This is a genomic window from Bradyrhizobium sp. 23AC (assembly GCF_054863025.1).
Genome location: NZ_JAVAYN010000011.1, coordinates 161802 through 186597, shown reverse-complemented (window position 1 = coordinate 186597; position 24796 = coordinate 161802). Strand labels below are relative to the sequence as shown.

General features: G+C 59.5%; 20 protein-coding genes. 8 read left to right on the top strand and 12 right to left on the bottom strand.

The features are described 5' to 3' along the window. Positions 1–81: 81 nt before the first annotated feature. From RAD10_RS24840 to RAD10_RS24805, 8 genes are all read right to left on the bottom strand, one after another. Positions 82–807: an HAD family hydrolase gene (locus RAD10_RS24840; RefSeq protein ID WP_461619552.1), complete on the bottom strand. Its 726-nt coding sequence runs from the start codon at positions 805–807 to the stop codon at positions 82–84. Further along, positions 804–1577 (bottom strand): phosphoribosylaminoimidazolesuccinocarboxamide synthase, encoded by a 774-nt coding sequence (locus RAD10_RS24835; RefSeq protein ID WP_461619551.1) that lies wholly within the window; start codon positions 1575–1577, stop codon positions 804–806. The genes RAD10_RS24840 and RAD10_RS24835 overlap by 4 nt, the downstream gene beginning before the upstream one ends. A gap of 569 nt (positions 1578–2146) precedes the next feature. Continuing rightward, entirely contained in the window at positions 2147–3292 is a 1146-nt protein-coding gene (locus RAD10_RS24830) for an aminotransferase-like domain-containing protein (RefSeq protein ID WP_461619550.1), read from the bottom strand. Further along, positions 3289–4872 carry a class I tRNA ligase family protein gene (locus tag RAD10_RS24825; RefSeq protein ID WP_461619549.1) on the bottom strand — a complete coding sequence of 528 codons (1584 nt, stop codon included), beginning with the start codon at positions 4870–4872 and terminating at the stop codon, positions 3289–3291. The genes RAD10_RS24830 and RAD10_RS24825 overlap by 4 nt, the downstream gene beginning before the upstream one ends. 1 nt (position 4873) lies before the next feature. Beyond that, positions 4874–5203 carry a cupin domain-containing protein gene (locus RAD10_RS24820; RefSeq protein WP_461619548.1) on the bottom strand — a complete coding sequence of 110 codons (330 nt, stop codon included), beginning with the start codon at positions 5201–5203 and terminating at the stop codon, positions 4874–4876. 25 nt (positions 5204–5228) lie between these two features. Beyond that, positions 5229–6008, bottom strand: a complete 780-nt coding sequence (locus tag RAD10_RS24815; RefSeq protein ID WP_458180773.1) for a phytanoyl-CoA dioxygenase family protein — start codon at positions 6006–6008, stop codon at positions 5229–5231. Positions 6009–6029: 21 nt separating this feature from the next. Beyond that, positions 6030–7283 carry an MFS transporter gene (locus tag RAD10_RS24810; RefSeq protein WP_458180774.1) on the bottom strand — a complete coding sequence of 418 codons (1254 nt, stop codon included), beginning with the start codon at positions 7281–7283 and terminating at the stop codon, positions 6030–6032. Next, positions 7280–8596, bottom strand: a complete 1317-nt coding sequence (locus RAD10_RS24805; protein WP_458180839.1) for a lysine N(6)-hydroxylase/L-ornithine N(5)-oxygenase family protein — start codon at positions 8594–8596, stop codon at positions 7280–7282. Before RAD10_RS24805 ends, RAD10_RS24810 begins: the two co-directional genes overlap by 4 nt. 1503 nt (positions 8597–10099) lie before the next feature. Here RAD10_RS24805 and RAD10_RS24800 point away from each other — a divergent pair. The 8 genes from RAD10_RS24800 (at position 10100) to RAD10_RS24765 (ending at position 18398) form a co-directional block, all read left to right on the top strand. Further along, positions 10100–10300 (top strand): hypothetical protein, encoded by a 201-nt coding sequence (locus tag RAD10_RS24800; RefSeq protein WP_027544377.1) that lies wholly within the window; start codon positions 10100–10102, stop codon positions 10298–10300. A 669-nt stretch (positions 10301–10969) separates the two neighbouring features. Then, positions 10970–12076 (top strand): dimethylsulfone monooxygenase SfnG, encoded by a 1107-nt coding sequence (sfnG, locus tag RAD10_RS24795; protein ID WP_375849153.1) that lies wholly within the window; start codon positions 10970–10972, stop codon positions 12074–12076. 116 nt (positions 12077–12192) lie between these two features. Next, entirely contained in the window at positions 12193–13020 is an 828-nt protein-coding gene (locus tag RAD10_RS24790) for an ABC transporter ATP-binding protein (RefSeq protein WP_461619592.1), read from the top strand. Further along, positions 13020–13910, top strand: coding sequence for a branched-chain amino acid ABC transporter permease (locus RAD10_RS24785; protein ID WP_461619547.1), 891 nt, complete (start codon positions 13020–13022; stop codon positions 13908–13910). The genes RAD10_RS24790 and RAD10_RS24785 overlap by 1 nt, the downstream gene beginning before the upstream one ends. 3 nt (positions 13911–13913) lie before the next feature. Next, positions 13914–14960, top strand: coding sequence for a branched-chain amino acid ABC transporter permease (locus RAD10_RS24780; protein ID WP_461619546.1), 1047 nt, complete (start codon positions 13914–13916; stop codon positions 14958–14960). Between the two features lie 27 nt (positions 14961–14987). Then, entirely contained in the window at positions 14988–16319 is a 1332-nt protein-coding gene (locus tag RAD10_RS24775; RefSeq protein ID WP_461619545.1) for an ABC transporter substrate-binding protein, read from the top strand. Between the two features lie 66 nt (positions 16320–16385). Beyond that, positions 16386–17180 (top strand): ABC transporter ATP-binding protein, encoded by a 795-nt coding sequence (locus RAD10_RS24770; RefSeq protein ID WP_461619544.1) that lies wholly within the window; start codon positions 16386–16388, stop codon positions 17178–17180. Between the two features lie 21 nt (positions 17181–17201). Beyond that, on the top strand, positions 17202–18398 hold the full coding sequence (locus RAD10_RS24765) for an acyl-CoA dehydrogenase family protein (protein WP_461619543.1): 1197 nt from the start codon (positions 17202–17204) through the stop codon (positions 18396–18398). A 239-nt stretch (positions 18399–18637) separates the two neighbouring features. Here the strand turns inward: RAD10_RS24765 and RAD10_RS24760 are convergent, their stop codons facing one another. The 4 genes from RAD10_RS24760 to RAD10_RS24745 form a co-directional block, all read right to left on the bottom strand. Further along, positions 18638–20245 (bottom strand): acyl-CoA carboxylase subunit beta, encoded by a 1608-nt coding sequence (locus RAD10_RS24760; protein ID WP_461619542.1) that lies wholly within the window; start codon positions 20243–20245, stop codon positions 18638–18640. A gap of 1 nt (position 20246) precedes the next feature. Then, positions 20247–20750, bottom strand: a complete 504-nt coding sequence (locus RAD10_RS24755; RefSeq protein WP_461619541.1) for an acyl-CoA carboxylase biotin carboxyl carrier protein subunit — start codon at positions 20748–20750, stop codon at positions 20247–20249. Position 20751: 1 nt separating this feature from the next. Then, positions 20752–22227: an acetyl-CoA carboxylase biotin carboxylase subunit gene (locus tag RAD10_RS24750; RefSeq protein ID WP_461619540.1), complete on the bottom strand. Its 1476-nt coding sequence runs from the start codon at positions 22225–22227 to the stop codon at positions 20752–20754. A 1333-nt stretch (positions 22228–23560) separates the two neighbouring features. Continuing rightward, the gene (locus RAD10_RS24745; RefSeq protein ID WP_461619539.1) at positions 23561–24499 is read right to left on the bottom strand and encodes a class I SAM-dependent methyltransferase; all 939 of its coding nucleotides are present in this window, start codon (positions 24497–24499) and stop codon (positions 23561–23563) included. Positions 24500–24796: the final 297 nt, after the last annotated feature.

Genomic DNA, 24796 nt, shown 5'->3' with positions numbered 1-24796 from the left:
CATCAACTGTAGTGCTCAATCTGAGTGTGGCACAGCGGCATCCAGAGTCACAAACGCTTCTTAGAAAATTACCGGTACTGCTTATGCACCCTTGCCGAGGAGCGAAATGATGTCATCGAGCGTCGTCATGACAGCGACCGATTCGTCTTTTGGCAACGAGGCGTCACGGCAAAACCAGACTGCTCGGCATCCCGCGCCGCGTGCGCCCAGAACATCCGAGTGAAAGCTATCACCTACCATGATGACCCCGTCTGGCGCCTCACGCAAAAGTTCTAAACAGGCTTCAAAAGCGGCTTGGCTGGGCTTGCGATAACCGCAATCGCCGCAGAACATGACAAGATCGCAGTTGCGGCTGACGTTTGTGTGCCGACCTACCTCGGCTCGCCACAACCTGTGGCTCGTTCCCCAAGGCGTATTAGACAAGATCGCCGTCCGGTAGCCCATTCGGCGAACTGTAGCAATGACTTTCTCCGCTTCTGGCATGAGCCGGCCACTGGCAAAGATTCTTTCGCAGAGGCGCAGCTCGAGTAGCGCTGCATCCGCGTCATCCATGTCGGGTGCCAGCACGCATCTCAACCGGTCGGCGAAAGAAACCACACGACAATCCTCGCGCTCTTTGTTCAGCGCCTGCAACGCTGCGCTAGCGATGGATCTCGGCGCTGTGACAGTGGCCAAATCTGTAAAGCTGGACGGATCGGTGAGGAAATCATGCAAGAACTCAACCTGTGCGGCCTCGGTCCGTAATGGATAGTCGCAGAGGGTGTTACCCCAGTCAAAGATGATGGCTGTTGGATTGCTCATCTTCATGGAAGCACTTTCAGCCGATCCAGAAACGCTCGCCACTGGCGGAGAATAGTTTCTGGATCTTTGCCTTTGCGCCAAAGGTCCTTATCTAAATCATTTGACGCGTGCTTGGCGCGCATGCAGTCTGGTGAAACCTCGCCAAATATCGCATCGCCTTCGGCGGTGATAAAAAAGCAAATATCGAGGAGTTCAATTTCACACGATGCCAAGAGTCTCGTTAGCGCCTTGAAGGCTCGCAAAGCCAAATGCCTGGCAGCATCCGTATCGATGAAGCGGTCCGCCAGCCAGTTCGGCATGCATTCGTCCCGATGTGGTAGTGGGTTGCGCCAGTCGAAGCGCACATAGGGTTCGTGTCGTTGATCGGGTCGGAGGTATCCGCCATGACGCGTTGGAAAAGTCTCCAACCCGAGGTAAATATGTTTTGGTGTCCCGACATGGGCAGCCTTCACGATGACCTCGATAGGCGGAGCCGCAACTCGCTGACTGATGTAATAGTCGTCACCAACGTGCACGATCGTGGAAGGCACACCCTCAGTCTCTAGCATCCGCCAAAGCCGCTCGCTGATGCGTAGACGTAACCAGTCGGTGCCCTCAACTGTGGCAGCGCGATTTGCGGAGTACGAAAACAACGTGGGTTTTAGGCGCACGATGACGCTTTGATCGTCGATAACGCGGATCACCTTCGATTCGCCCTCTATTAGCAAAGGCAAATCTTCGAACCTGGAGCGCCAGTGGTCCGGATGTGGAAACGCGGCGTGTTCAATAGGCTGCATTTGGATTTCCATCTATTCACTATGTTCCTGCGTTCAGGACACTGTCCTGTCGTACGCAAGGGTCTTCGTGTTCGTACACCCCCAGGGCATCCCGACGAGGCTGTGAGCGACCGCGCCGCAACCGCCCAGGCGTACCATTGCATACCACCTCGTTCCGATTACAAACGGAGTGGCGCAACGTCGGGTATTGTCAGGCGGTGGATCCGCCCCACATCACCGATTGCTCAGTGATGTCCTTCCGACACGCAAATGGCGTGCCGAACTGAAACTGGCGCTTCTGCAGACCCTTGATCCAAGCATCTTCAAGAGCCTTGAAGCGGACGTCGCGTCACATGGCTCCAACTGTCTCAAAACCGACAATCGACACTGAAGGATATCCGACAAGATCAGCTGGATTGTAATGGACCCCGATTTTCGGGCCACGGACTTGATTGGAAGGGCTCGCTCCGTTTGATAGGCGGAGCCCATGATGACGACGAACACCAGACGCAAGATCGACGCGGCACTGAAGGCAACGATCGCGCTGGAAGCCGTGCGGGCGCAGGCGACGTTATGTGTGTGAAGCTTAGTTAGGTCGCGTGCAAGGTACCCAATCGCGCCAGGCCCTGCTCAATGAGCGATGCGGGGAGATAGCTAAAACACAGGCGTACATGATCGCCACTTCGTGGGCCATAATTGCGACCATTTATGAGATGAACGGCGTGCTCGCGACGTGCAGCCTCAATGAAAGTCTCAACCTCGAGACCAGCAGCCAACCGCACCCAAAACGAGAAACCACCGCTTGGTACGACATACTCTGGCTCGCAAAAGCGGCTAGACTGCAAAAGTGTATGCAGGATATCCCGCTTGGCCCGATAATGCTGGCACAGGCGCGCAATGTGCGCATCAATGGCGCCCGATTGCACCAACGCTAAAACGATATTACTGACGATGGGGCTTACGCCGCCATCGCATTTTAGCCGTGCAAGCCTGTTGATGATGTCCGACTCCGCAAGCACCCAGCCTACCCGTAACCCCGGTCCGGCGACCTTGGAGATGCTATGGATGTTGATCACGTTGCCGCCTGGTGCCAACCAATCAACCGTGCCGTTATAGGGCAGCTCCGCATACACAAGATCCTGTACCAACGCCACGCCATAATGGTCGAGTAGCGCTGCCACCCGGGCCATATGGGTGCGCGACATCTGGCGCCCGGTCGGGTTATGAAATGCTGGCGTCGTATAGAAAAGCGTCACGCGGGTATTGCTACCCAACATTGCTTCGAGTTCATTCAGATCGACTCCTTCTGCGCACATACCGAGCTGGAGGACGTTCGCACCAACGATCGAAAACGTTCGCAATGCGCCCAAATAGCACGGGTCCTCGGTCAGGACGATATCGCCTGGGTCGATCCAAGCGTCGGCAATCAATTGCAAAGCCTGTGAAGCGCCACCCGTCAGGATAACTTGGTCATGGCGCACACCGTAGCGCCCTGCGAGCCCTGTACGGAGCTCGGGTAAACCCAGCGCATCCGTATACTGCGGCAGATCGGCGGGTGCGACCCCGGTATCCCGGTTAAATGCATCCGGCCAGGCCAGCTCTGTAAACATCACCGGATCGGGCAGGCCGTAACCGAAATTGATGGCGTGCTTCGCACCTGAGTAAGAGAACGGGGCAAAGCCCTGAGCGAGAGCGCTACGGTTGGAGGCCCGCGAAGTCATGGTTTTGTCTCTCAAACAGATTGCCTCACCTGTTCTGTGCGAAAACGCGTGTTGTACGCTGCAATGAAGTTCGCAGATACCGCCGCACTGAAATACGGGAAGTCCACTCTTGCGCCCGGCAGCGCAGCGGCTGCAGCAGGTTTCGTGAGGGACGGCTGCCAGGCCGCGCCGAAGAAATGCTGACCGTAGCGTATCGCTAGCTCAGGTACCACGGGATAAAGCAGACTCAGGAACAATGAGATCGTCGCAGCATTCCACGTACCATTGTCCTCGCGGGCAAAGTCGGCCACCTCCAGGTACGTGTCGATGATATCAAGCGCATCCCAGAAACGCAGCGACTCGATCGCATCGGCATAACGCTGAACCAGGCTGCGGAGAATAGGGCAGAGGTGCTTGTTGTCCACTGTGCGTGCGTTGTTGGCTGAGTGGCGTAACGCATCCTCCCAGATCCGAAGGCGTGACGCTGCCATGATCAGGCTGTCAACATCGAAGTCGTTCCTATTGCTGTCGAATGGCTTGGCTACTCGCGCCAGCGCGTAGCGGAGTACACTGGCGTCCACGTCTCGCGTCACCTCATCGGCCCAAAGGGCATGGTCACGACTAGTCGAAAACTTTTCGCCCTCGAGCTTGTAGAAATCCTGGACGGAATGATTCTTGGGAATCGGGTAGCCGCGCGCGAGCAGGGTGCCTGTCACACCTACCGTGTAGTAAAACCGGTTATCCTGGCCCATGAAAAACAAAAGCTGGGTGTTCGGATCGTGCAATGCCGAGTCGGCGTCCAGATTGTCACGGTCGCATAGCTCGCGAATCCCAGTGTCGAAACTCCACAGGCCCTCAAACCATGTGAGTAGGGTTTGGCCAATCAAATGTTCAGGCTGTGTTAGCTTGACGCCATGACTGAAGTGGCGTGACATCGGCAAGCCATGTACGGCGCCGGCTAACCAAGTGCGCGCCTTGTCGCGGATAACCCCGGGCCACGCGCTTTGTTCAATGGCTTTGTCCAGCACCTGAGCCAGCCGGGGTATATCAAACACGGCCTGCTTGATCGGCCTTAGCCCAAGCGAGCCGCCGCACGTGGTGTGCCGCGCGTCGCGTAGGGTGTCGTGCTGAACAGCTAGCCCGCAGTCTTCGCACAAATTGCTGTCGGTCGTCGCATCGCATGCCGGACAGGCGCCCACTGCCAGCGAGTCGGCCACGAATTCGTCGCAGTGTTCGCAATAGAGCTGGACACCGTCGCGCACGTCGACATAGCCGGCCTCCTGCAATTCGCGGAAAATCGCCAGCGCATTCTCTTTGTGGGTCTCGCTAGATGTACGCACAAACGCATCAGGCGTGATTTGCACCGCGCGCAAGCACTGCAAGATCTCGTGAACGTGCTTCTGTGCGACGTCGCTAACCGGTCGGCCAAGTTTTCGTGCTTTCACCAGCGTGTACGTGCCGTGCTCATCCGCTCCCGTAATATAGTACGCGCGATGGCCGGCCATACGCTGAAAGCGCGTGAACATGTCGGCGAGTAAGTATACGCCGCCGACGTGACCGAGATGCAGCTTGCCGTTAGGACAGGGGGGAGCGGGACAGACAAAATAGGTGCGCATGTCAATCCCACCAAATAGATAGAAATCTGAGAGAACTGTCCCGACTGACGTTGCGGATCGTGTGCTGCTGGTTTGGTCGCATGTAGCACAACGTCGTCTCGCTCACCGGCCTCATCTGGCCGTCAGCTTCGAACTCTCCATGCCCGGAAATCAGCACCCACAGTTCGTGCTCGTGGTGCCCGTGCAGATCGACCGCACCACCGGGCGCGACCTCCACCACCGAGGCGCCGAACCCGGGGCTGAGACCATCCGGAAGATGCTCCAACAGACGGCAGACCAGCACGCCATATTCTGTTCGCATCAAAGAATGATCGATCTGCTTGGTGTACACGACGGTCCTTCCTTCGAATTGGCACTCAATCGCGATAGAATATGCCGTTAGGCGCGTTCAGGTTTTCCGGATCCGATAGCTTGCCTTCCGGTGGGTTGTAGGCGCGCTTCATGCGCATATACTCGGCACGCGTTGGACCTCCCGTAGATGCGCGCTGGAACACAAGATAAAGCGCGCGGCGGGGCCTATTGCTCTTATTTGGCAGTGAATAGTGGGGGGCGTAGTCGTCGAAAATAAACACATCGCCGGCTTTCCATGACACCGGTTCCCATGTGAAGGTCTCGGCGACCTCTGGATTGATCACGCCGCCGGCATCCATTGGAAACACTCCCTCCTTATGGCGACCGGGCGTGAAGAAAAGACCGCCGTTGTCAGGCTGCGAATCGTCGATCGCAATGGCTGCGACTGCATGCACCATGCGTTCCGGTATCTTGTGTGGGATATGATAAATGTCCTGGTGCGGGCGGTAGCCGCCGCTATCAGGATACTTGAAGATCAGCAGTTCCTTTAACATCCGCGTGTCCTCCTCGAGTAGCGTCTCGACCGCCGTGCGAATGCGGCCGTCGGCCAACAGCGCCTCGCGCAGAGCGTCATGGTAATCCAGGAAATTCTCCACCTTTGAGATGATCTTGCGATTGCCGGCCGTCTTCTCGAACCACATCATCCATTTGTCGGCACTTACATCCCAGCGCGCGACGTCGTCCACGAAATTGGAAATCGCGTCGCGAGCGGCCGGATCGAATAAGCCTTCGAGCCGGAGGTATCCGTCCTGTTGCCATTTCGCTTTTTGCGCCTCGGTCAGCATATGCGAGCTCCTTTCTCAAAATTACAGGTAACCAGTTGTAGCCTTCACTCGAAGCGCAGCTACCAGCAGCGCATTCAAGGCCGTCGCGCCCAATAGCGTCAGCAACATCACGTCGGGACCAAATCCGCGGATCAACTGCCCGCCGGCCAACGGAAAGCCGAACAATCCGAGGAAATATGCCAGCGTGAAGATTTGTGAGGTGACCGGCACGGACACGCCGTGGTCGCCAGCAAGATTGACGGCCATTCCGTTCAGGGTGGAGTAGGTGAGCCCATAGCCTGTCGCGAAGATTGCCGTGGCCACGATATAGAGCGCGGTGCTGCCGGTGTTGACAACGAATAGTACCAGTGACGCACCAGTAGCTGCGAAGAGCATGAGCGCAAGTCGGTGTACGGGCAGGCGGCCCATCACGTGGGCGAGAGAGAAGCGTAGCGCCACGCTGGACGCGGTAAATATCAAAAAGAACAAGTCGGAATTCAGGTGACGGGATGCGGCATAGGCACTCTGATACGTCGACAGTCCCGAGAAAGTGCAGGCAGCAACCGCAATCATGGCGATGGGGGCAGCTGTGGATTTTCGAACGAGCGCTACGGTCTCAGTTACCGTGAGTTCGATATGCGGCATCGGCACTGCGGACAGGTCCAACATGGCACGTCGTGCGACTTCTACGCAGATCGTCGCGATGACGCATGCTATCGCGAACAGGACATAGACCATGGCCAAAGAGCCGGTGACGTTTGCCAAGAAGTGACCGAGTGGAGCGGCTAGACCGAGCCCGGCCATTTGTGAGCCGGACAAAATGGTTAAATATTGGATACGTGCGGTGGGCCGGAGATGGCGAATGATCTGCAGCGGCGACAAGATGAAGGACACCGACCATCCCGCGCCCATCAGCATACTGCCAGCATAAGCTGCTCGCTCGTCGAGGACTGCGCCGGCAACGAGCAGCATGGCTAGCGCCATGGTGATCGAGGCGGCGGCCACCGTCGGCATAATGCCGATGCGCTGCGCGACCCAGCCTGCCGAGCAGCAGCACACGATCGTCACAACCATGGCGCTGGAGATCAGAAAGCCTGCGGTTTCACTGCTCTTACCGAGCGCCTGCATGTAGTCCGGCAATAGGAAGCTCGTGCCGTAAGCTGCTGCAATAACAATCGATGCGACCAGAAATGGTCCAAAGGCGCGGTGATGTAGCCTGACAGATAGCTCGTCCGCAGCTACAGCGGACGCATCAACACGACGGCCGTGTACGGGGGAGAACGACGCTCGGCTCATGTGATTGCGGCCATGGGTTGCGTGGACGGCATCGCATCTCGACTACATGGTTCGGGCATGTCTGATGTGTCATGACCGTCCAGGATCTGCCGATCTGACGTATCGAGATAGAACGGTTGTCCGAGCAGGCTATTGATAATGAGGCTGCTGCGGTATGCGACCAGTGATAAATTGACGCTCTGCAGCCCATGCTGCAGGCGGCTTTGGTTCTGCAGATATACCGGCCCTGGCATGTGTTGATCGAACCGGACCGCGTAGTCCGGGCCGACGACAGGCAGGCTATCCTCCATACGCGCGCCCCGGAGGAGCGTTTGCAAAAAGGGCGGGGTGCGCGGCTGGAAGCCTGTGGCGAGCACTATGCGATCAACCAGGATGCTGTGATTTCGCTGCGCCGCGATCTCACTCAGATCGACTTGCCAACGTTTGTTGTGGGACGTGATGTCCGTTAGGACAACGTTGGACAACAAACGAAAACTGTCGTCCAGCGTGCCCTCAACGCCGCGTTCGTACAACAGGTCATAGAGGCGATTGCACAACTCGACGGAAATGCCGTCGCTTGTCAGCTTCTCTTGCTCCACGATGGCACGACGTTGCTGGAGCGGGAGAGCGTGAAAACGCCGGCTGTACCCCGGCATGTAAGCCTCGTTAACGAAACTGTTGTCGTCCATTGCAAACAGGTTTGTCCGCGACGTCACCCACGTAATCCGGGCCGCTACGGGACGACTAAGCATGTGCTCAACAATCTCAGCACCGCTCTGACCACCTCCCACCACGAGCACATGCTCGCCGACGTCAGGTGGATCGCGCTCGAGATACTCGGCCGCATGATAGACGGCGTTGCCGATCAGGGGCCTAGCACACGCGGGAATCTTCGGCTCTACGCCAATTCCTATCACCACAGCGCGCGCGAGGTATGTGGTTGTGCTCGTGTTGACGCGGTAGCCGTCCCTGAAGGGCGCTACGTCGACCACCTCTTCGCCAAAGCGGAGCGTCTTGAGCCGTCGTGCGACCCACTGGTAATAGTCGGTAAATTCCCGCCGCGAGGTTGAGGCGTCGCGTCTGTTGACGAAGCTGTAGAGCCGCCCGTGCAGTGCAAGGTAGTTGAGGAAAGAATAGGGGCTGGTAGGGTCTACCAGGGTCACGCAATCCTTAAGTGGCGACACTTGTAGCCTGCTGTTCGGCAGCGCCAGTCCCGGATGCCAACAAAATCCCTCGCGTTTCTCTAAAAAGAGCGCGCGTAGCGGGGTAGGTTCAATCAGTGCCGCCAGGCTGAGGTTGAATGGGCCGATCCCGATGCCGATGACATCAAGCATATCCACAGAGGCCTCTGTCACGCTCGTGTAAAACCTATCCGGAGGACGAAGGAAGTCGCCTACTCGAATTGGCAGCCTACAACCTGACGTCACGTGCGATACAAGCGCCTTCAGATGATCCCGCTGGACCGCATGCCATTCTGCCGTGAGTAGAGTGGCTGCAACAAAGCCGCGCCGTGAAGCCGGCGGCAGCAGCCATCGTCATCTGGTGTCGCCGGCCCAGCTCGGGCAAGCGCGTGATTTTGTATGGATCTGTCAGCATCCACCGGCACCCGCACGCGGAAGGACTCTTTGCGCAATTTCGTGATGGACGAGCTGTGTGAGGGCGGCCGGGCGAACGGGGTTTAGCCAACCGAGGTGAGCACATCATACACATATCGGCATTGGAGCGCGGAGGCCTTGTGCGACTCCGACGAGTGTCGCCGGCGACCTCGGGTTCTCCATAGGTATCAACGCCATGCGAACTGGCTTCCGAGCTTCGTCACTTGTGCCTCGTGGGTTTGCGTTTGACAGCCTAAGCCAGTCGACCGACGCAGATAATTCTGACAGCGCGTTCGGAGATGGCGGCGGCCAACTGCCCGTTGTGCGGGATGCGTTCGCGCCGAATCAATGCTCGCCACCATGGACAGCTTGCCGATCTGCCCCGCGTCGGCAGGGAGGTACGCATCCAAATGATTCACGACGGCTGTTTGCGCGATGGGGTGGCGCGTTGCCGCCGGCACATATTTGCCGGGCGGCCGGGAGACGATGTTGTCCCGATCCGGGAGCGTCGTGCAACGGCACGATCGGGATGAAGCACACGAGCTCATGACGGACACGTCACTGCTTTGCGCGGGCCGCGCCGCAATCCGGCGCCAGCGGTCGATCGAAGTCACATACCGTCGCGGGCGACGTCGTCGTCACGGTGATGACCTCGTCGACACTGTGGGCCGATTTCGGTCGAACGGACGAAACGTTGCGGCGTCACCGTCGGTCTCGACGGGAACCAATTCAATCTTGTGCGTGTGAGGGCGCTTAGACTGGCAGAAAAGCAATTCTCTCGAAAAACGCGAGACAGGACAATTCATTTCAGCAACATAGTGTCGATGCTTGCAGGTTTGGAGACGCGTAATGATCTATGTGCCCGAGTGCAAATGCGGGGCTTGGGGGCCGCGCGTTGAGCCAGTGTCGGTCAGGAGGCGTCGCGCCGCAACGACCTTCTGCAGCCGGCGTCGCTAGAACTTTGCTCATTTCTAGTCTGAGATGAATGCGGCACCGCGCCAATTCATCAACTTTGGATAGCCATTTCATTGACCATCGTGCTGTTCTGCCGGATAGTCGTCAGCAGCAGATCGTGCGGCTCAGGGTCGCCGCAATGCGACGGAAGGTTGATGTTCGACATGCGAAGCCGCATGCCACATCGCGCCGTCTCGGCTGCGACCGGCGTCTGTAGTTGATTGTACCAACAAAACCGAATTGATCAACAATCAGGCAGGAGCGCCAGAGGCCGGCGATCGAGCAGACATGTCCCAAGCCTATGTCATCGAAGTATTCGATCGAACCGCTGGTATCGTCGTCAGCGACGGACGCGGCTATCGCTTCTTCTCATCGGAGCGGGTCTTTGACAGCCTCGACGGCGGTCATTTCGGCTCCGCCCGCGCTGCGGAACGCGCGGCGAGGGCACTTGTCGAGCAACGCCGCGGCGCCGGCAATCAAGCGCCATAAAGCCCAAGGCAGACAGACGTTTCAGCTTGTGTGGGAGCGGTGGGACCGTTGAGCGATCGCGCTCCCACGGCTGAGGGGCGCGGCGTCGGCCGTCCGCGCGGGTCAGGGCCAGGTGAAGGCACCGCAAAACGGTTGGAGGCAACGCTGACCGCTTGAAGATGAATGGTTGCGCTCCCAACGCGGGAGTCGTCCGCTTCAGACGGTCGCGACCAGGGAATGTCGGCATCGGTGATTGTGCGACGCGAGTCTTGGTCGTGGAGCAACAAACAAGCCGCTTGTTGCGAATCTAAAAAAATGAGTTTCTCGGATACCTCGAAAAAGAGTTGGTCTTAGACTCGCGCGCTCATGGGTTCTCTGGGACTATCGACCGTCAATCAATGGTGCTTGAGAGAGGGAAGCGCTGATGGTTTGCAATGATCTCGTCGAGGAGGCCGAACGTTCCGCCACGCGGAGGACTTCGCGTCTTATGGTGGGCGCGCCGCTCTGTTGATGAGGCCATCCTGCGTCAATGGCACCTGCACCGCAGATCGCCAAGAATTCTACGACTTCTAGCTTAGCGTCGGATTGAATTGGGTATGCACTCGCTTGTCCCGAGCGGCGTGAATGCACTGTGCTGCCTGCTTTAACCCGCCGTTCGCCGATCACAAGCCAATCACGTGAGGTGACAGCATGACCACGAACAGCAATGCCATCAAATTCGCCTATTGGGTGCCGAACGTGTCGGGCGGCCTCGTCATTTCCTCGATCGAACAGCGCACCAGTTGGGAAGTCGATTACAATCGCAAACTGGCCCAGATCGCCGAGAAGGCCGGCTTCGACTACGCGTTGAGCCAGATCCGCTTCACCGCAGGCTATGGTGCCGACAAGCAGCACGAATCCGTCAGCTTCTCGCACGCACTTCTCGCAGCCACCGAAAAGCTCAACGTCATCGCCGCCATCCTTCCCGGCCCATGGAATCCGGCGCTGGCCGCAAAGCAGATTGCGACGATCAGCCACCTGACCAATGCCCGGGTCGCGGTCAATATCGTCTCGGGCTGGTTCCGCGGTGAATTCCATGCGATCGGCGAACCCTGGCTGGATCATGACGAGCGCTACCGCCGCTCGGAAGAGTTCATCAACGCGCTGCGTGGGATCTGGAACGAGGAGAGCTTCACCATCAACGGCGACTTCTACCGATTTCGCGACTACTCCGTGAAGCCGAAGCCGCTCGACCCGCTGCCGGAGATTTTCCAGGGCGGTTCCTCGCGCGCTGCCCGCGACATGGCCGCCCGCGTCTCCGACTGGTATTTCACCAACGGTAACACCCCAGACGGTCTGAAGACGCAAGTCGACGACATCAGAAGCAAGGAAAAGGCGTTCGGCAAGAACTGGCGAACCAAGATCGGCATCAACGCGTTCGGCATCGTCCGGCAAACCGAAAAGGAAGCCAGGGACGTCCTGCAGGAAATTCTCGACAAAGCGATCCCGGATGCCGTGCGTGGCTTCCACCATGAGGTCCAGAATGCCGGCAATGCCAGCCCCGAGCGTGAGGGCAATTGGGCCAAATCCACCTTCCAGGATCTCGTCCAGTACAACGACGGCTTCCGCTCGAATCTGATCGGCACGCCGCAGCAGGTCGCCGAACGCATCATCGAGCTCAAACGCGCGGGCGCTGATCTGATTCTGCTGGGGTTCCTGCATTTCCAGGAAGAGGTCGAATATTTCGGCAAGCATGTGATCCCGCTGGTCCGCGAGCTCGAGGCGAGAGTGCCCGCACACGTTCAGGCTGCTGAATAGGCGCAAGGAAAGGCAGCCAGGTGGCGGGGATTGCGACAGGAGCCGGCGTACTTCGGCTGGAGGAGCTGCCTCCGGATGGAGACGTGCGTGGGTCGAGTGCAGAACGGGGTGAGGCGATACCGAGCCGCACCGAGCCGGCCGGCCAAACGCTCGCGCGGCCGGTCCTCGGACTTGCGAATATTTCGTTGACATTCGGCGGGGTCGCGGCGCTTCGCGATGTCGATCTGCACGTCGCCGAGGGCGAAATCCGGGCGGTGATCGGGCCGAACGGCGCCGGTAAGAGCTCGCTGCTCAACATCGTCAGCGGGGTTTATCGACCCGATCAGGGCGAGGTGTGGTTCGGCGATCGCTCATTTCGCGAAGTGCCGACGTCGAAGCTTGCCGCGCATGGCGTGGCCCGGACGTTTCAGAACCTTGCCCTGTTCAAGGGGCATTCCGTTTTCGACAATGTGCTGATGGGGCTGGCGCATCGCGTGCGCGCGGGTTTTCTGCGGCAGATCGTCGGCTCACCATTGGCGCGGCGGATCGAGGCAGAGAATCGCGCGGCTGCGGAAGAGGTGATCTCTTTCCTGCACCTCTGCGAGGTTCAAGATCGCATGGCCGGAACGCTGCCTTACGGGCTCCAGAAGCGGGTCGAACTGGCGCGGGCACTGGTTGCCCGACCGAAGCTCCTGTTGCTGGACGAGCCGTTCGCCGGCGTGACGGTCACGGAGAAACAGGAGTTGTCGCAGCATGTGCGCAACGCCCGCGACAGCTTCGGCGCCACCATCGTCCTGATCGAGCACGACATCGGCGTCGTGATGGGGCTGTCCGACCGCGTGGCCGTGCTCGATTACGGACGAAAGATCGCCGACGGCACGCCCGACCAGGTCCGCGCCGACCCAGCAGTGATCGATGCCTATCTCGGCGTCGCACATGAGGACGATACGGAGCTTGCGATCTGATGATCGATTTTCAGTTTCTGATCGAGGTTCTGATTGGCGGCCTGCTTTCGGGGGTGATGTACTCGCTGGTGGCGATCGGGTTCGTACTGATCTACAAGACCTCCGGCGTGCTCAACTTCGCGCAAGGCGCGATGCTGCTGTTTGCTGCGCTGACCTTCGTCAGCCTGGTCGAGCGAGGTACATCGTTTGCCGCAGCGCTGGCGGCAACGCTGGCGATCATGATCGTGTTAGGCATCGTCATTGAGAGGGCGGTGCTGCGGCCGCTGGTCAACCAGCCACCGATTACGTTGTTCATGGCGACGCTTGGACTCTCCTACGTGATCGAGGGCGCTGCGCAGCTTCTGTGGGGCACGCAGGTGCATGGCCTCGACATCGGCATCAGCGACACGCCGTTCGAAGTGGCGGGCGTGCTGATCAGTCAGTTCGACCTGTTTGCGGCGGCCGTCGCGGGCAGCCTGGTTGCGCTGTTTGCGCTGTTCTTTCGCTATACCCGCACCGGGCTATCGTTTCGTGCCGTAGCCGATGATCAATTTGCCGCCCTTGCGGTGGGCCTGCGCCTGCCGCGGGTGTGGGCCGCGGTCTGGACGGTGGCCGGAATCGTTGCCCTCGTCGGCGGCCTCTTGTGGGGCGCACGGCTCGGCGTGCAGTTCTCGCTGTCGCTCGTCGTGTTGAAAGCGCTGCCGGCGCTGGTGCTCGGCGGGTTCGATTCGATCGCCGGTGCAATCGTCGGCGGTCTCCTCGTCGGCGCCATCGAAAAACTGGCAGAGGTCTATGTCGGGCCGTTCTTTGGCGGCGGCATCGAGGCGTGGGCAGCCTATGTCGTGGCACTCGCGCTCTTGCTGATCCGGCCATCTGGCCTGTTCGGCCAGAAGCTGGTGGAAAGGGTGTAGGCTATGACCGCTCTTACGCCCGCCAGACTGCGCTGGCCTTCGGCCGAGACGCTGTGGATCGGCATCGCGATCGTGGCCGCCTACGGCGTCGTTCCGCTTGCGGGATCGGACTATGTGCTGGATGCCGTGCTCACGCCGTTCCTGGCGCTGGCGCTTGCCGCGGTCGGGCTCAACGTCCTCACCGGCTATGCGGGGCAGGTTTCGCTTGGTTCGGCGGCCTTCCTCGCTGTCGGCGCGTATGCCGCCTACAACCTCCATATTCGCGTCCCGGCCTTGCCGCTGCTGGTCGATCTGGTGCTGGCCGGCGGCATTTCGGCGGCAATCGGCATCGTGTTCGGGCTGCCGAGCCTGCGGCTGCGTGGCTTCTATCTCGCGGTATCGACGCTCGCCGCGCAATTCTTCGTGCAATGGGCGCTCACCAAGTTCGGCTGGTTCTCCAACGACAATCCGTCCGGGGTGATCGACGCGCCGGTTCTCAATATTGGCGGCGTCACGTTTACCAGCGCCGCCGAACGTTACGTCTTCTCGCTGACGATCGTGATCGTGTTGACGCTGTTGACCCTGCGACTTGTACGCTCCCAGTCCGGCCGCAACTTCGTCGCGGTGCGCGACCACGAGATCGCGGCAAAGGTGATCGGCGTGCCGCTGCTGCGTACCAAGCTGCTCGCCTTCGCGACCTCGTCCTTCCTGATCGGCGTCGCCGGCGTTCTCTGGGCGTTTGCGTATTTGCGCACGGTCGAACCGGCCGGCTTTAACCTCGATCGCTCGTTCCAGATCCTGTTCATCATCATCATCGGCGGCTTGGCCTCGCTGCGCGGATCTTTCGCCGGCGCGGCCTTCATCGTTGTGTTCCCGCTTCTGCTGTCGCGGATCGGCGCCGCCTTGTTCGGCAGCGTCTTCGATTCCGGTGTGCTGGAGATGAGCCAGCGTATCGTCATCGGTGCGCTCATCATTGCGTTTCTGATCGCCGAGCCCCGCGGGTTGATCGCCCTGTGGGACCGTGTCTGGACCGCCGTTCGGCCCGCGAAGCGCCCAGCGATCCCGAGTTGAGATGGACTTAACCCAAAGGAGCTTGCAATGAACATGTTGAGACGTTTGAAGGTGACGATGGGCGTGGCGCTCGTCGTCGGCCTAACCGGGACGTTGGCGGCGCACGCCGACGAACAGTTTTTCCCGCTCCAGAGCTATCGCGTTGGTCCCTATGCCGCGGGCGGCACCGGGTTCTTCGGGGGCTTCATCGACTATCTCAATCTGGTCAACACCCGGGATGGTGGCGTCAACGGCGTGAAGCTGACCTGGGATGAAGGCGAGACCCAGTACGAGGTCGAGCGTGGCATCGAAGTCTATGAGCGGCTGAAGAGCCGCCCAGGAATCGCGGCCTGGAATCCGCTGTCGGTCGGCATTGCCTATGCCATGATTGACCGCATCACCAAGGACAAGGTGCCGCTGATCACCGTCAATCACGGTCGTACCGATTCGACTGATGGCCGTATATTCCCTTACGTCTTTCCGCTGCTGCTCAATCCCTACAGCGAGACCTCCGGCATCGTGAACTACATTGCCTCAAGGGAGGGCGGTCCGGACAAGCTGAAAGGCAAGAAGATTGCCGTGCTCTATCATGGTTCGCCCTACGGCAAGGAGACGATTCCGATCTACAAGCTGCTGGCGGACAAATACGGGTTTGGCCTCGAGCAGATCGAGGTGCCGCATCCGGGCAATGAGCAGCAATCGCAATGGCTCTCGATCCGTCGGGCGAAGCCGGATTATGTGGTGCTGCGCGGCTGGGGCGTGATGAACCCGGTAGCCCTGAAAACCGCGCAGAAGGTCGGCTTCCCCGCTGACCACATCATCGGCAATGTCTGGTCCAATTCCGAGGAGGACGTCATCCCCGCCGGCGATGCGGCCAAGGGCTACATTGCGATCACGACCCAGGCCTCTGGCGCCGAATATCCGGTGCTGCAGGAGGTGATCAAGACCGTCTACGGCGCGAACAAGGGCAATCTCGACGATAAGAAGCGGATCGGCAGTGTCTATCATAACCTCGGGATCGTGAACGGCATCCTCAACGTCGAAGCGGTCCGGATTGCGCAGGCAAAGTTCGGTAAGCGTACCTTGACCGGCGACGAGGTCCGTTGGGGCTTTGAGCACCTGCAACTCGATCCGGCACGGGTGGAGGCGCTGGGCGCGAAGGGCCTGTTCCACTCGATCAACGTCACCTGGGACAATCATGAAGGCGACGGCCGCGTCACCTTCCAGCAGTGGGACGGCAGCAAGTGGAAGGTCGTCTCGGACTGGATCGCACCCGACTGGGCGTTCCTCCGGCCGATCATCGAGAAATCGTCGGCGGCCTATGCGAAGGAGCACGCCATCAAGATCCGTACCTCCGGTGACGATCCGGTGGGCCAGTAGCGTAAACGCGACGCTCAATACCTGCGGGAGCAGCGGCTCCCGCAGGCTCAGATGAATGGGTCAGGCATGAGTGACGTTCTGCTTTCAGTCGAGCGATTGGCCGCAACCTACAATCGCGCCATTCGTGCCGTGAATGACGTATCGTTCGCGGTTCGGCCCGGCGAGATCGTTGCCGTGCTCGGCGCAAATGGCGCCGGTAAGTCGACGACGCTGCAGGCAGTCTCGGCGCTGCTGCCGGCGCGGCGGGGCCACGTGGCCGCCGGACGCATTGTTTTTCAGGGTCGCGACATTGCATCCGCATCGCCTGCGAAGCTGGTCCGCGCCGGAATTGTTCCGGTCCTTGAAGGCCGGCATTGCTTCCCATCGCTAACGGTGGAAGAGAATCTGATCACCGGCGCGATCGGCCGCGACGCAAAATCTCGCGAGATCCGCGCCGGTCTCGACGACATCTACAAGCTCTTTCCGCGGTTGAAGGACCATCGCAAGACAATCTCCGGGCTCACCTCGGGTGGCGAGCAGCAGATGACCGCGATCGGCCGCGCGCTGATGTCGCGGCCGCGATTGCTGGTGCTCGACGAGCCGTCGATGGGGCTCGCGCCGCTCGTCGTCGAAGGCATTTTCCGTGCTCTGAAGCAGCTCAACCGCGAACAGGGTCTCTCGATCCTCGTCGCTGAACAGAATTCGACGGTCGCGCTGCGCTTTTCCGATCATGCGGTCGTCCTTGAGAACGGCCGCAGCGTGCTGTCCGGCGCGTCCGTCGCGTTGCGCAATCGCGATGACATCAAGGCACTTTATCTCGGCGGTTCACAGCAAACGGATGTCGGCGAGAAACCGCTCATCCGCGCCGTTGCTGACCATTGATCAACACAGGGGAGAAGGACCATGGCTAACGAAAATCTGGCGCGCAAGATCGATCTGGAGGTCTATTCCCGGCTGGATGCCGCAATCGATGCGACCGTCAAGGTCAACGCCGACCGTAATGATCTCGAAAGCCGCTTTCCCAGGGAGAATCTAAAGGCGTTGGCGGAGGCTGGTTGGACCGGCGTGCTGAACGAGCCGCGGTTTGGCGGACTTGGGCTTGGTCATGTCGATTTTGCGGAAGCCGCTTACCGCATCGGACAAGCCGACGCGTCGACCGGCCTCGTCTACATCATGCATGTCGGTGCGGCGCAGACCATCAATCTGTTCGGCAGCGATGATCAGAAGGAGCGCTGGCTCAAGACCCGCAATGGCGGCCTGCTTGGCACCTATTCGACCAGTGAACGCGCCACCGGCGGACACTGGTGGTATAATTTGTCTGAAGCCTCGCGTGACGGTGAGGACTATCGGGTCAATGCCGAGAAATCCTTCACAACGAGTTCCGGTCAGGCCGACTTCTATGTGGTGCAGACGCGCACGCCCGGCGCCAAGGACCAGGCCGATATCGTCTTTTTCATTGTTGAGGGCAAGTCTCCGGGTATAGAAGCGAAGCCTTGGGATGCCCTCGGCGTGCGTGGCAATCACTCGGGCCCCATCCGCTACACGAACGTGCGGGTACCCCGACGGGATCGGCTCGGCGCCGAAGGGCAGGGCAAGGAAATCATCTATAACGGCGTATCACCAGTCTATCTGATCGGGCTCGGCGCGGTCTGGGAAGGCGTGGCCCGCGGCGCCTTGAGCGCGGCGGTCGCGCACACCACGAGCTTCGTGCATAAGGACCGGAACAAGAGTCTCTCGGACTACCAAGCAATTCGTCAGGAGCTCGGTGCGGCCAAGGTGCTTGTCGAGACGCTGCGGCCGTGGCGTCTCGAACTGGCCGCAAGGCTTGACGCGCTGTGGCGCGCTGGTAAGCCACAGAGCGAAATCCTGATCCCGCTGACCGAGTTCAAGGTCCATGCCGCCGAAGTCGCGAACAAAGTCGCTGCGACGGCACTGACAGTGACAGGCGGCTACGGCTATCACCGTGGGCCGATCGAGCGCGCGTTCCGCGACGCGCGCGCAGCCATCGCGATGGGACCCTCGAACATCATTGCCCGGGACTGGATCGGCAAATCGCTGGTCGGCCTGCCCCTCGAGCTGTTCTACGAGGGGGGCGAATAGATCGAAATCCGCGAGCTTGATCTGCCGATCGGCGGAATGAACATCTCGTGCAATGAGCGGGATTTTCAGGGAGAACGCGGTAACCGAATCGGTGATCAACGTCACTCCACCAGCAGATGCACCGACGGCGACCGCCTTCTTGACCTACTCACGGCAGAGGCGCTTTGGCAATTTCATCGGGGCGCGGCGCCTTTGCGAGTCTTCTCTCGTGCTCGCAACCTATCCAAATCGGAAGGACGTCACATTCGGAGTACGCCGTAATGCGGCGAGGTGATTGGGCTGTTGAGCGAGGCACTCAGAACGATTGCAAGCGCGTTTCTGGTATCGACCGGATCAAGAATGCCGTCATCCCACAACTCGGATGTCGCATAATACGCGCTCGACCGCTCCCGATATTCTTCCAGGATCGGCTGGCGAATGGCTGCCAAATCCTCCGTGGAGAGGTGCCCATCGTGACGGGCCAGCTGTCTTGCCTTGACATGTGTCAGCACGCCCGCTGCCTGCTCGGCGCCCATCGCCGAAATCTGAGACTGCGGCCACGTGAACACAAAACGCGGATCGAAAGCCCGTCCCGCCATAGCGTAGGTTCCAGCTCCGTGGGAGGCGTTACAGACGATTGTGAATTTTGGCACCGACGCCCCGGAGACAGCCATGATCAGCTTGGCGCCGTCCTTGGTTATGCCACGCCGTTCGTAGTCGCGGCCCACCATAAAGCCGGTCGTATTCTGCAAAAACAGCAGAGGTGTTCGCGACTTGTCGCACAATTGGATGAAGTGAGCGCCTTTCAGTGCGCTTTCGCTCAAGAGCACACCGTTGTTTGCGAGAATACCAACCTGATAGCCATGCAGACGCGCGAAGCCGCAAACAAGAGTCTCGCCATAACGTGACTTATATTCGTGGAACCGGCTGCCATCAACCAGACGGGCAATGATCTCCCGCATGTCGAATTGCGTCCGAGGATCCCTCGGAAGAATACCGTACAGTTCGGATGCACTATAGGCGGGCGGCTCCGGAGCGGCCCGGTTGATCAGGGCTTTTACAGGTTCACTGAAGCGAGCGACGATATCTCGGGCAATTGCAATCGCATGCAGCTCCGAACTTGCAAGATAGTCGCTCGTCCCCGATACGCTGGTATGCAAGTGAGCGCCGCCGAGTTCTTCGGCGGAAATCTCTGCGCCGGTGGCAGCTTTGACGACTGGAGGACCGCCCAGAAAGATCGCTCCCGTGCCCTCAACAATGATGTTGTAGTCGCTAAGCGCCGGGACGTATGCGCCGCCGGCGCTGCAATGGCCCATGGCTATACCGACCTGCGGTACTCCCATCTTTGAAAGAATGGACTGATTGCGAAGGATTCGACCCGCGTGATAGCGATCAGCAAAGAACTCCGCCTGTAAGGGCAAGAAGCCGCCGGCACAGTCGCACAAATGAATGACCGGCAGGCGGTTCTCGATCGCGATGTCCAAGCCCCGCACGATCTTCTTGACCGATAGCGGATACCACGCCCCGCCCTTGACGCTAGCGTCATCTGCGTGGATGACGACCTCTCGACCCGCGACAATGCCGATTCCAACGACCTGAGCGGCGCCAGGCACCTCACCATCATAGGCTTTGCTAGCCGCCAGCGTCGAAAGCTCGAGGAACGGGGTTTCCGGGTCAAGCAAAGCCTCGATCCGATCACGCACGAACAGCTTGTTTTGGCGCTTGAGACGCTCAAGATCCCGCACCGGACGCGCGAAGCGGGCGGCATGCTGGCGCTCCTCCAATTCTTTTGCAAGTCGCCTGTTATGAACTTCGTTGAGCCGATAGTCTTCCGAATTGACATCCACCAGAGACGAGAGCTGCTGCATTTCAGGTCCGCTCCTTGAGGAGCGTAACCAGGACAGCATCCTGCTCAAAGCTCTCGCCTTCCCTGAAGTGAATTCGCTCGACAATGCCATCTTGCGGCGAACGTATGACGGTCTCCAACTTCATGCTCTCGATCGTCATCAGGGCCGTCCCGGCAAAAACCGCCTGACCAGGCGAAACCCGGGCGACAATGACGACGCCCGGCATTGGCGCGCGAGCGACCGATTGGCTTATCTCCTGCTTCGACGTAGCAAGCGTTCGCAATGGGTCGCGGTAATGCAAACTGCGCGTTTCGCCACTCATGTGCACGTGAATGGTTTCGCCATCAATGGCGAACCTGACGGGCTGGCTTTCACCCGCAATAATAACAACACCGCAGCCGTCACCGCGATGGGAGAACGCGACCGGGGCAATCACCCTGTCATGCAGGCAGAGACGGTAGTCCCCTCGGCATCGTGACAGCCATAGCTGGTATTCGACGCCATCGACCTCGAAAGAGTGATTCACGTTAGTTTCTCCAACTGCCCAGCGCCGCGTGAAGGTCGGACACGGCATCTGCCGATTCGCGGACCGGTCCGGTCAGCAGAGCGCCTGCTGCCAGGAAGGCCGATAAGTCGGCCCGAGGCTCGCCGGCGGCGATATGCGGATGTTCCTCAAGATAACCCGTGTGAATGTGTCCATGCAGAAATTCGTCGTCGGCGAGGATTCGGGCAAGGAAGCTTGCGTTGGTTGCGCAACCGAGAAGCACCAACTCCCGCATCGCGCGATACGCCTTTTGCGCAGTCTCGATACGGGAGGGCGAATGCACGATGATCTTGGCGAGCAGGGGGTCGAATGCTGTCGTGACCTTCTGACCTCGCGAAAGGCCGCTGTCGATGCGTATTCCGTCGCTCTCGGGGTAGTCGAGCACAAGGACCTTACCTGTTGTTGGCGCATATCCGCGCTCCGGCGCTTCGGCACACAACCTGGCTTCGATCGCATGTCCGCTCGGCACAATGTCGGACTGGGCCAATCTGAGTGGACGGCCCGCGGCGATGTGGATCTGTTCGGCAACAAGATCGACGCCGGTGATCATCTCGGTCACGGGATGCTCAACTTGCAAACGTGTGTTCATTTCCAGAAAATGGAACTCTCCTCCGCCAAGGATGAATTCGACAGTGCCTGCACTATGATAGTTGGCTGCACGGGCAATGCCGACGGCGGTATCGCAGATCCGTTGACGCAACTCCGACGACAGCCCCGGCGCGGGCGCCTCTTCGATGACCTTCTGAAACCGACGCTGGATCGAGCACTCCCGCTCGAACAGATGAGTAACGTTTCCGAATGCGTCGCCGAGCACCTGGACTTCGATATGACGCGCGCTTTCGATATATCGTTCGACATAAAGCCGCCCATCTGCGAAGTAGCGCTGCGCCTCGCTGCGCGCCTGTGCAATTGCGTCCTCCAGGACGGCGGTGTCGCGCACAATCTGCATGCCCTTGCCGCCGCCGGCCGCGGAAGGCTTTACGACCAAAGGGGCTTCCATGGCCCGGGCTCTGCGCACGAAGGTCGTTGGATCATCTTCCTCTATGGTGCAAGGAGCGACTGGAAACCCGTGCCGCTGTACGAAGTTCCGAGCCCGGATTTTGTCACCCATCAGTTCGATGCTTTCGGGGGCAGGCCCGATGAACGTGATGCCGGCGCTCGTCACGGCCCTGGCGAACTCCGCGTTCTCTGATAGAAATCCATAACCTGGATGCAGTGCACCGGCGTTCGCTTTTCGGGCGGCGGCGATCATCTGCGGGATGTCGAGATAGGCCGCAATCGGCGTGCGTCCTCCGATCGCGATGGCTGCATCGGCCATGGAGACGGCAAGCGTGCCGGCATCAATGTCGTGGTAGACGATCGCAGAACGAAGCCCCAGCTTGCGAAGGGTCTTGATGATACGAACGGCAATCTCGCCCCTATTGGCGATCAAAACGGTATCAAAAGGCAGTTCGTGCATGTCTGTACCTTCCGCTGCATGGTGTGCTCGACCACAGACGTTGGGCTTGGGCACGACGATCGTCCTGTCAGCCCCGCGTCACGTGTCACAACCGTTGATCGGAGCGGTCCAAGGCAGCGGCACGTACACGTGCCGCGGCACGAATACGATCAGGCGAAACCAGCTGTCGCGCATACTTCATCTCGGGCCGCCAGTTCCTGTGGCAGCATCCCGAACTGAGATGATTTGACGACATTGCACGCTCAAGCGGTGGATATTGGCTTTGAGACAGGCCGCGACGGCGTCCTCATCAGGTATGTGGGCGCCGCAGAGGCGAAACGCATCCGGTGTGCACGCCTGTCGCGCCTCCGCTGGGACCGGCCGATCTCGCGCAACTGCATTTGCGCAGCACAAAGCTGTCGTCATCGCAACGCCAAAAAGAACAATCGCATAGTGATGCGCTCTGGGGCGCGACGACCCGCTGGTTCGCTGCTTGTGGTTCAATGGCTATCCTCTGTCGGTGTGATCTACGATATTGTTCATGCTGTCGGAAACGACACCCGCGCGTAAGAGACGCCGACGTCGCTCTTAGCTGCACGAGCGGTTGGCGTGCTTCCGATGTTGCGTCCTCGGATCGGACGTCGTGCGATGGGCGAGCTTGCGTTCAAGCCCCGCCGTGATGCGAGAATGCCGCGCTCCGATTTCAGGTGCCCGGTTAACCCGAGCGGCCGCTGGAGCGGCGGTCCGCGCGTGGTGACCGCTTGGCCGTGTAGGGAGTGCACCGGCATCAGAACAGAGTGTCGCGATGCAGGTTCGAGAGTCTGTGAGGTTCACTATTCTCATCATGCGCCAGGAAGTGACCGACGGTCGGATGTCGTCCGCCGCCTTACCCGTATGATGATACAAACTCACGTTACGTGCGATTCAAGCCCCTTGAGAGCCGCTCGCGAGAATAGGTCGAGACCGTCACGCTGCCAGAAGGGTCCGGGCCGAACAAAGGTGCCTGCCCAATGCTCGAGGCGGTCCGTTACCGCAAGCTCATGGATATGCAGACCGAGAGCGCCCTTGTAGGGGACAGGCGAATCAAGGCGTCTTGGTTCTCGCCATACGCCTCAATCGCAAAATGCGCCCGCGAGTTACAGCGAGGCCTGGACAGGGTGCAGGCCAATCTCCTCGCGCGCTGTCCGATGCGGGCCTACCGCCCGGGCCCGGTACCGCCGTGCATGGTGAAAACGCTTGTCGCAGCCGCGCAGTCAAGCCTCATCATGCTCCACCTCGAAAGGACGGGAGCATGATCCACTTCGGTGTGCCGTTCCGGGGCGCACGCGCGGCTATCTTCGAAAACGCGAACCTCTCACGGCTCGAGTGCGATCTGCAAGCCCTCGTCACCTCCAACGTGAACGTAACGCGGCCCGATTGGCCGACCTCGACCGCTGGCGACGGTGACAATGTCTTCCAGGGGAGCGGCGCGCGCATCCGCCTCGGGGCGGGACAAGATCAGATCGGCGTGGAACAGACCTTCCGATTCCAGTCCGGTCGCATCGATGCCAAGAGCTGTCAATGTGGCCAAACTCCTTTCAAATTCCTCAGCATCGCGAAATCGACGCTGAATAAATGTCGCGCCAGTAAGACGTTCCGTCACGAGACCACGCTTTGCGAACGTCGCAGCCAAGGCATCATACGGGAACATCCGCAGCACGAAAGAGATGATCCATGGACGCTTCCCTGTCGCATCGAGAATTTTGCTGAACGTCTTCTCGGTGACGTAGCCGATGCAGCCCGTCGACATGATGACATCGATGGAGCGGAGAATACGCGCGCTTTCTGTCGAGAGCGCTTCCTTTTCGAGGTCGGCGACAATACCTTGCTCAAGGAGGCCAACGGCCGTTGCATAGCTGATTGCCGGTGCTGATACATCGAGACCGATAAACCGCGCTAGACCAACATCAGGCCAAGCCGAATAAAACCTGCGATCGAGATCCACCAGTGTTTCGGAACTGATCGCCCTCATCTCGCGCCGGGCATAGCGGTGACGCAAGCCGCCGAAGGTCAGTGGAAACCGATGCACCGCCGCGTTGATGCCGTATGAACAGCCGACATCAAGCACGATCGGCTTAAGGCTGGTTGCCGAGGCTCTCGCTGCCAGAATCTGACGCACGACCGGCTCAGCCACATCCGGGATCATGTAATCCAGGCCTCCCAGGACGGAGAAATACGCTCTTGGATCATCCGAAGCATAGATGTCATCAAAGACAGCTTTATCCTGATTGATACGCGAAAAATCTGTTCGCAACCCCACGTCTCCACATTTCAATTTGCACGTAAGCCCGAGGCTCTTGCCTCGACCGGTACTCTCTTATTGCAGATGTTGGCCGATCTATGAACCTCACGGTGCTTTGCGTTCTGCCTAACTCCAATTTCTTGAAAGATGGGCCAGTCATTCTCCCTCCGTAAGGCCTGCAGCTTGTTGCATTGATGCTGACGCTGGACATTGAGGCGGGGTGAAGACGTAGAGCGATGGCCAATCCGTGGCGACAACCTGCGCAGAAGGACGCTTTCCAAGATGCTGGGGCGGGCTCGAGGCGGGCTG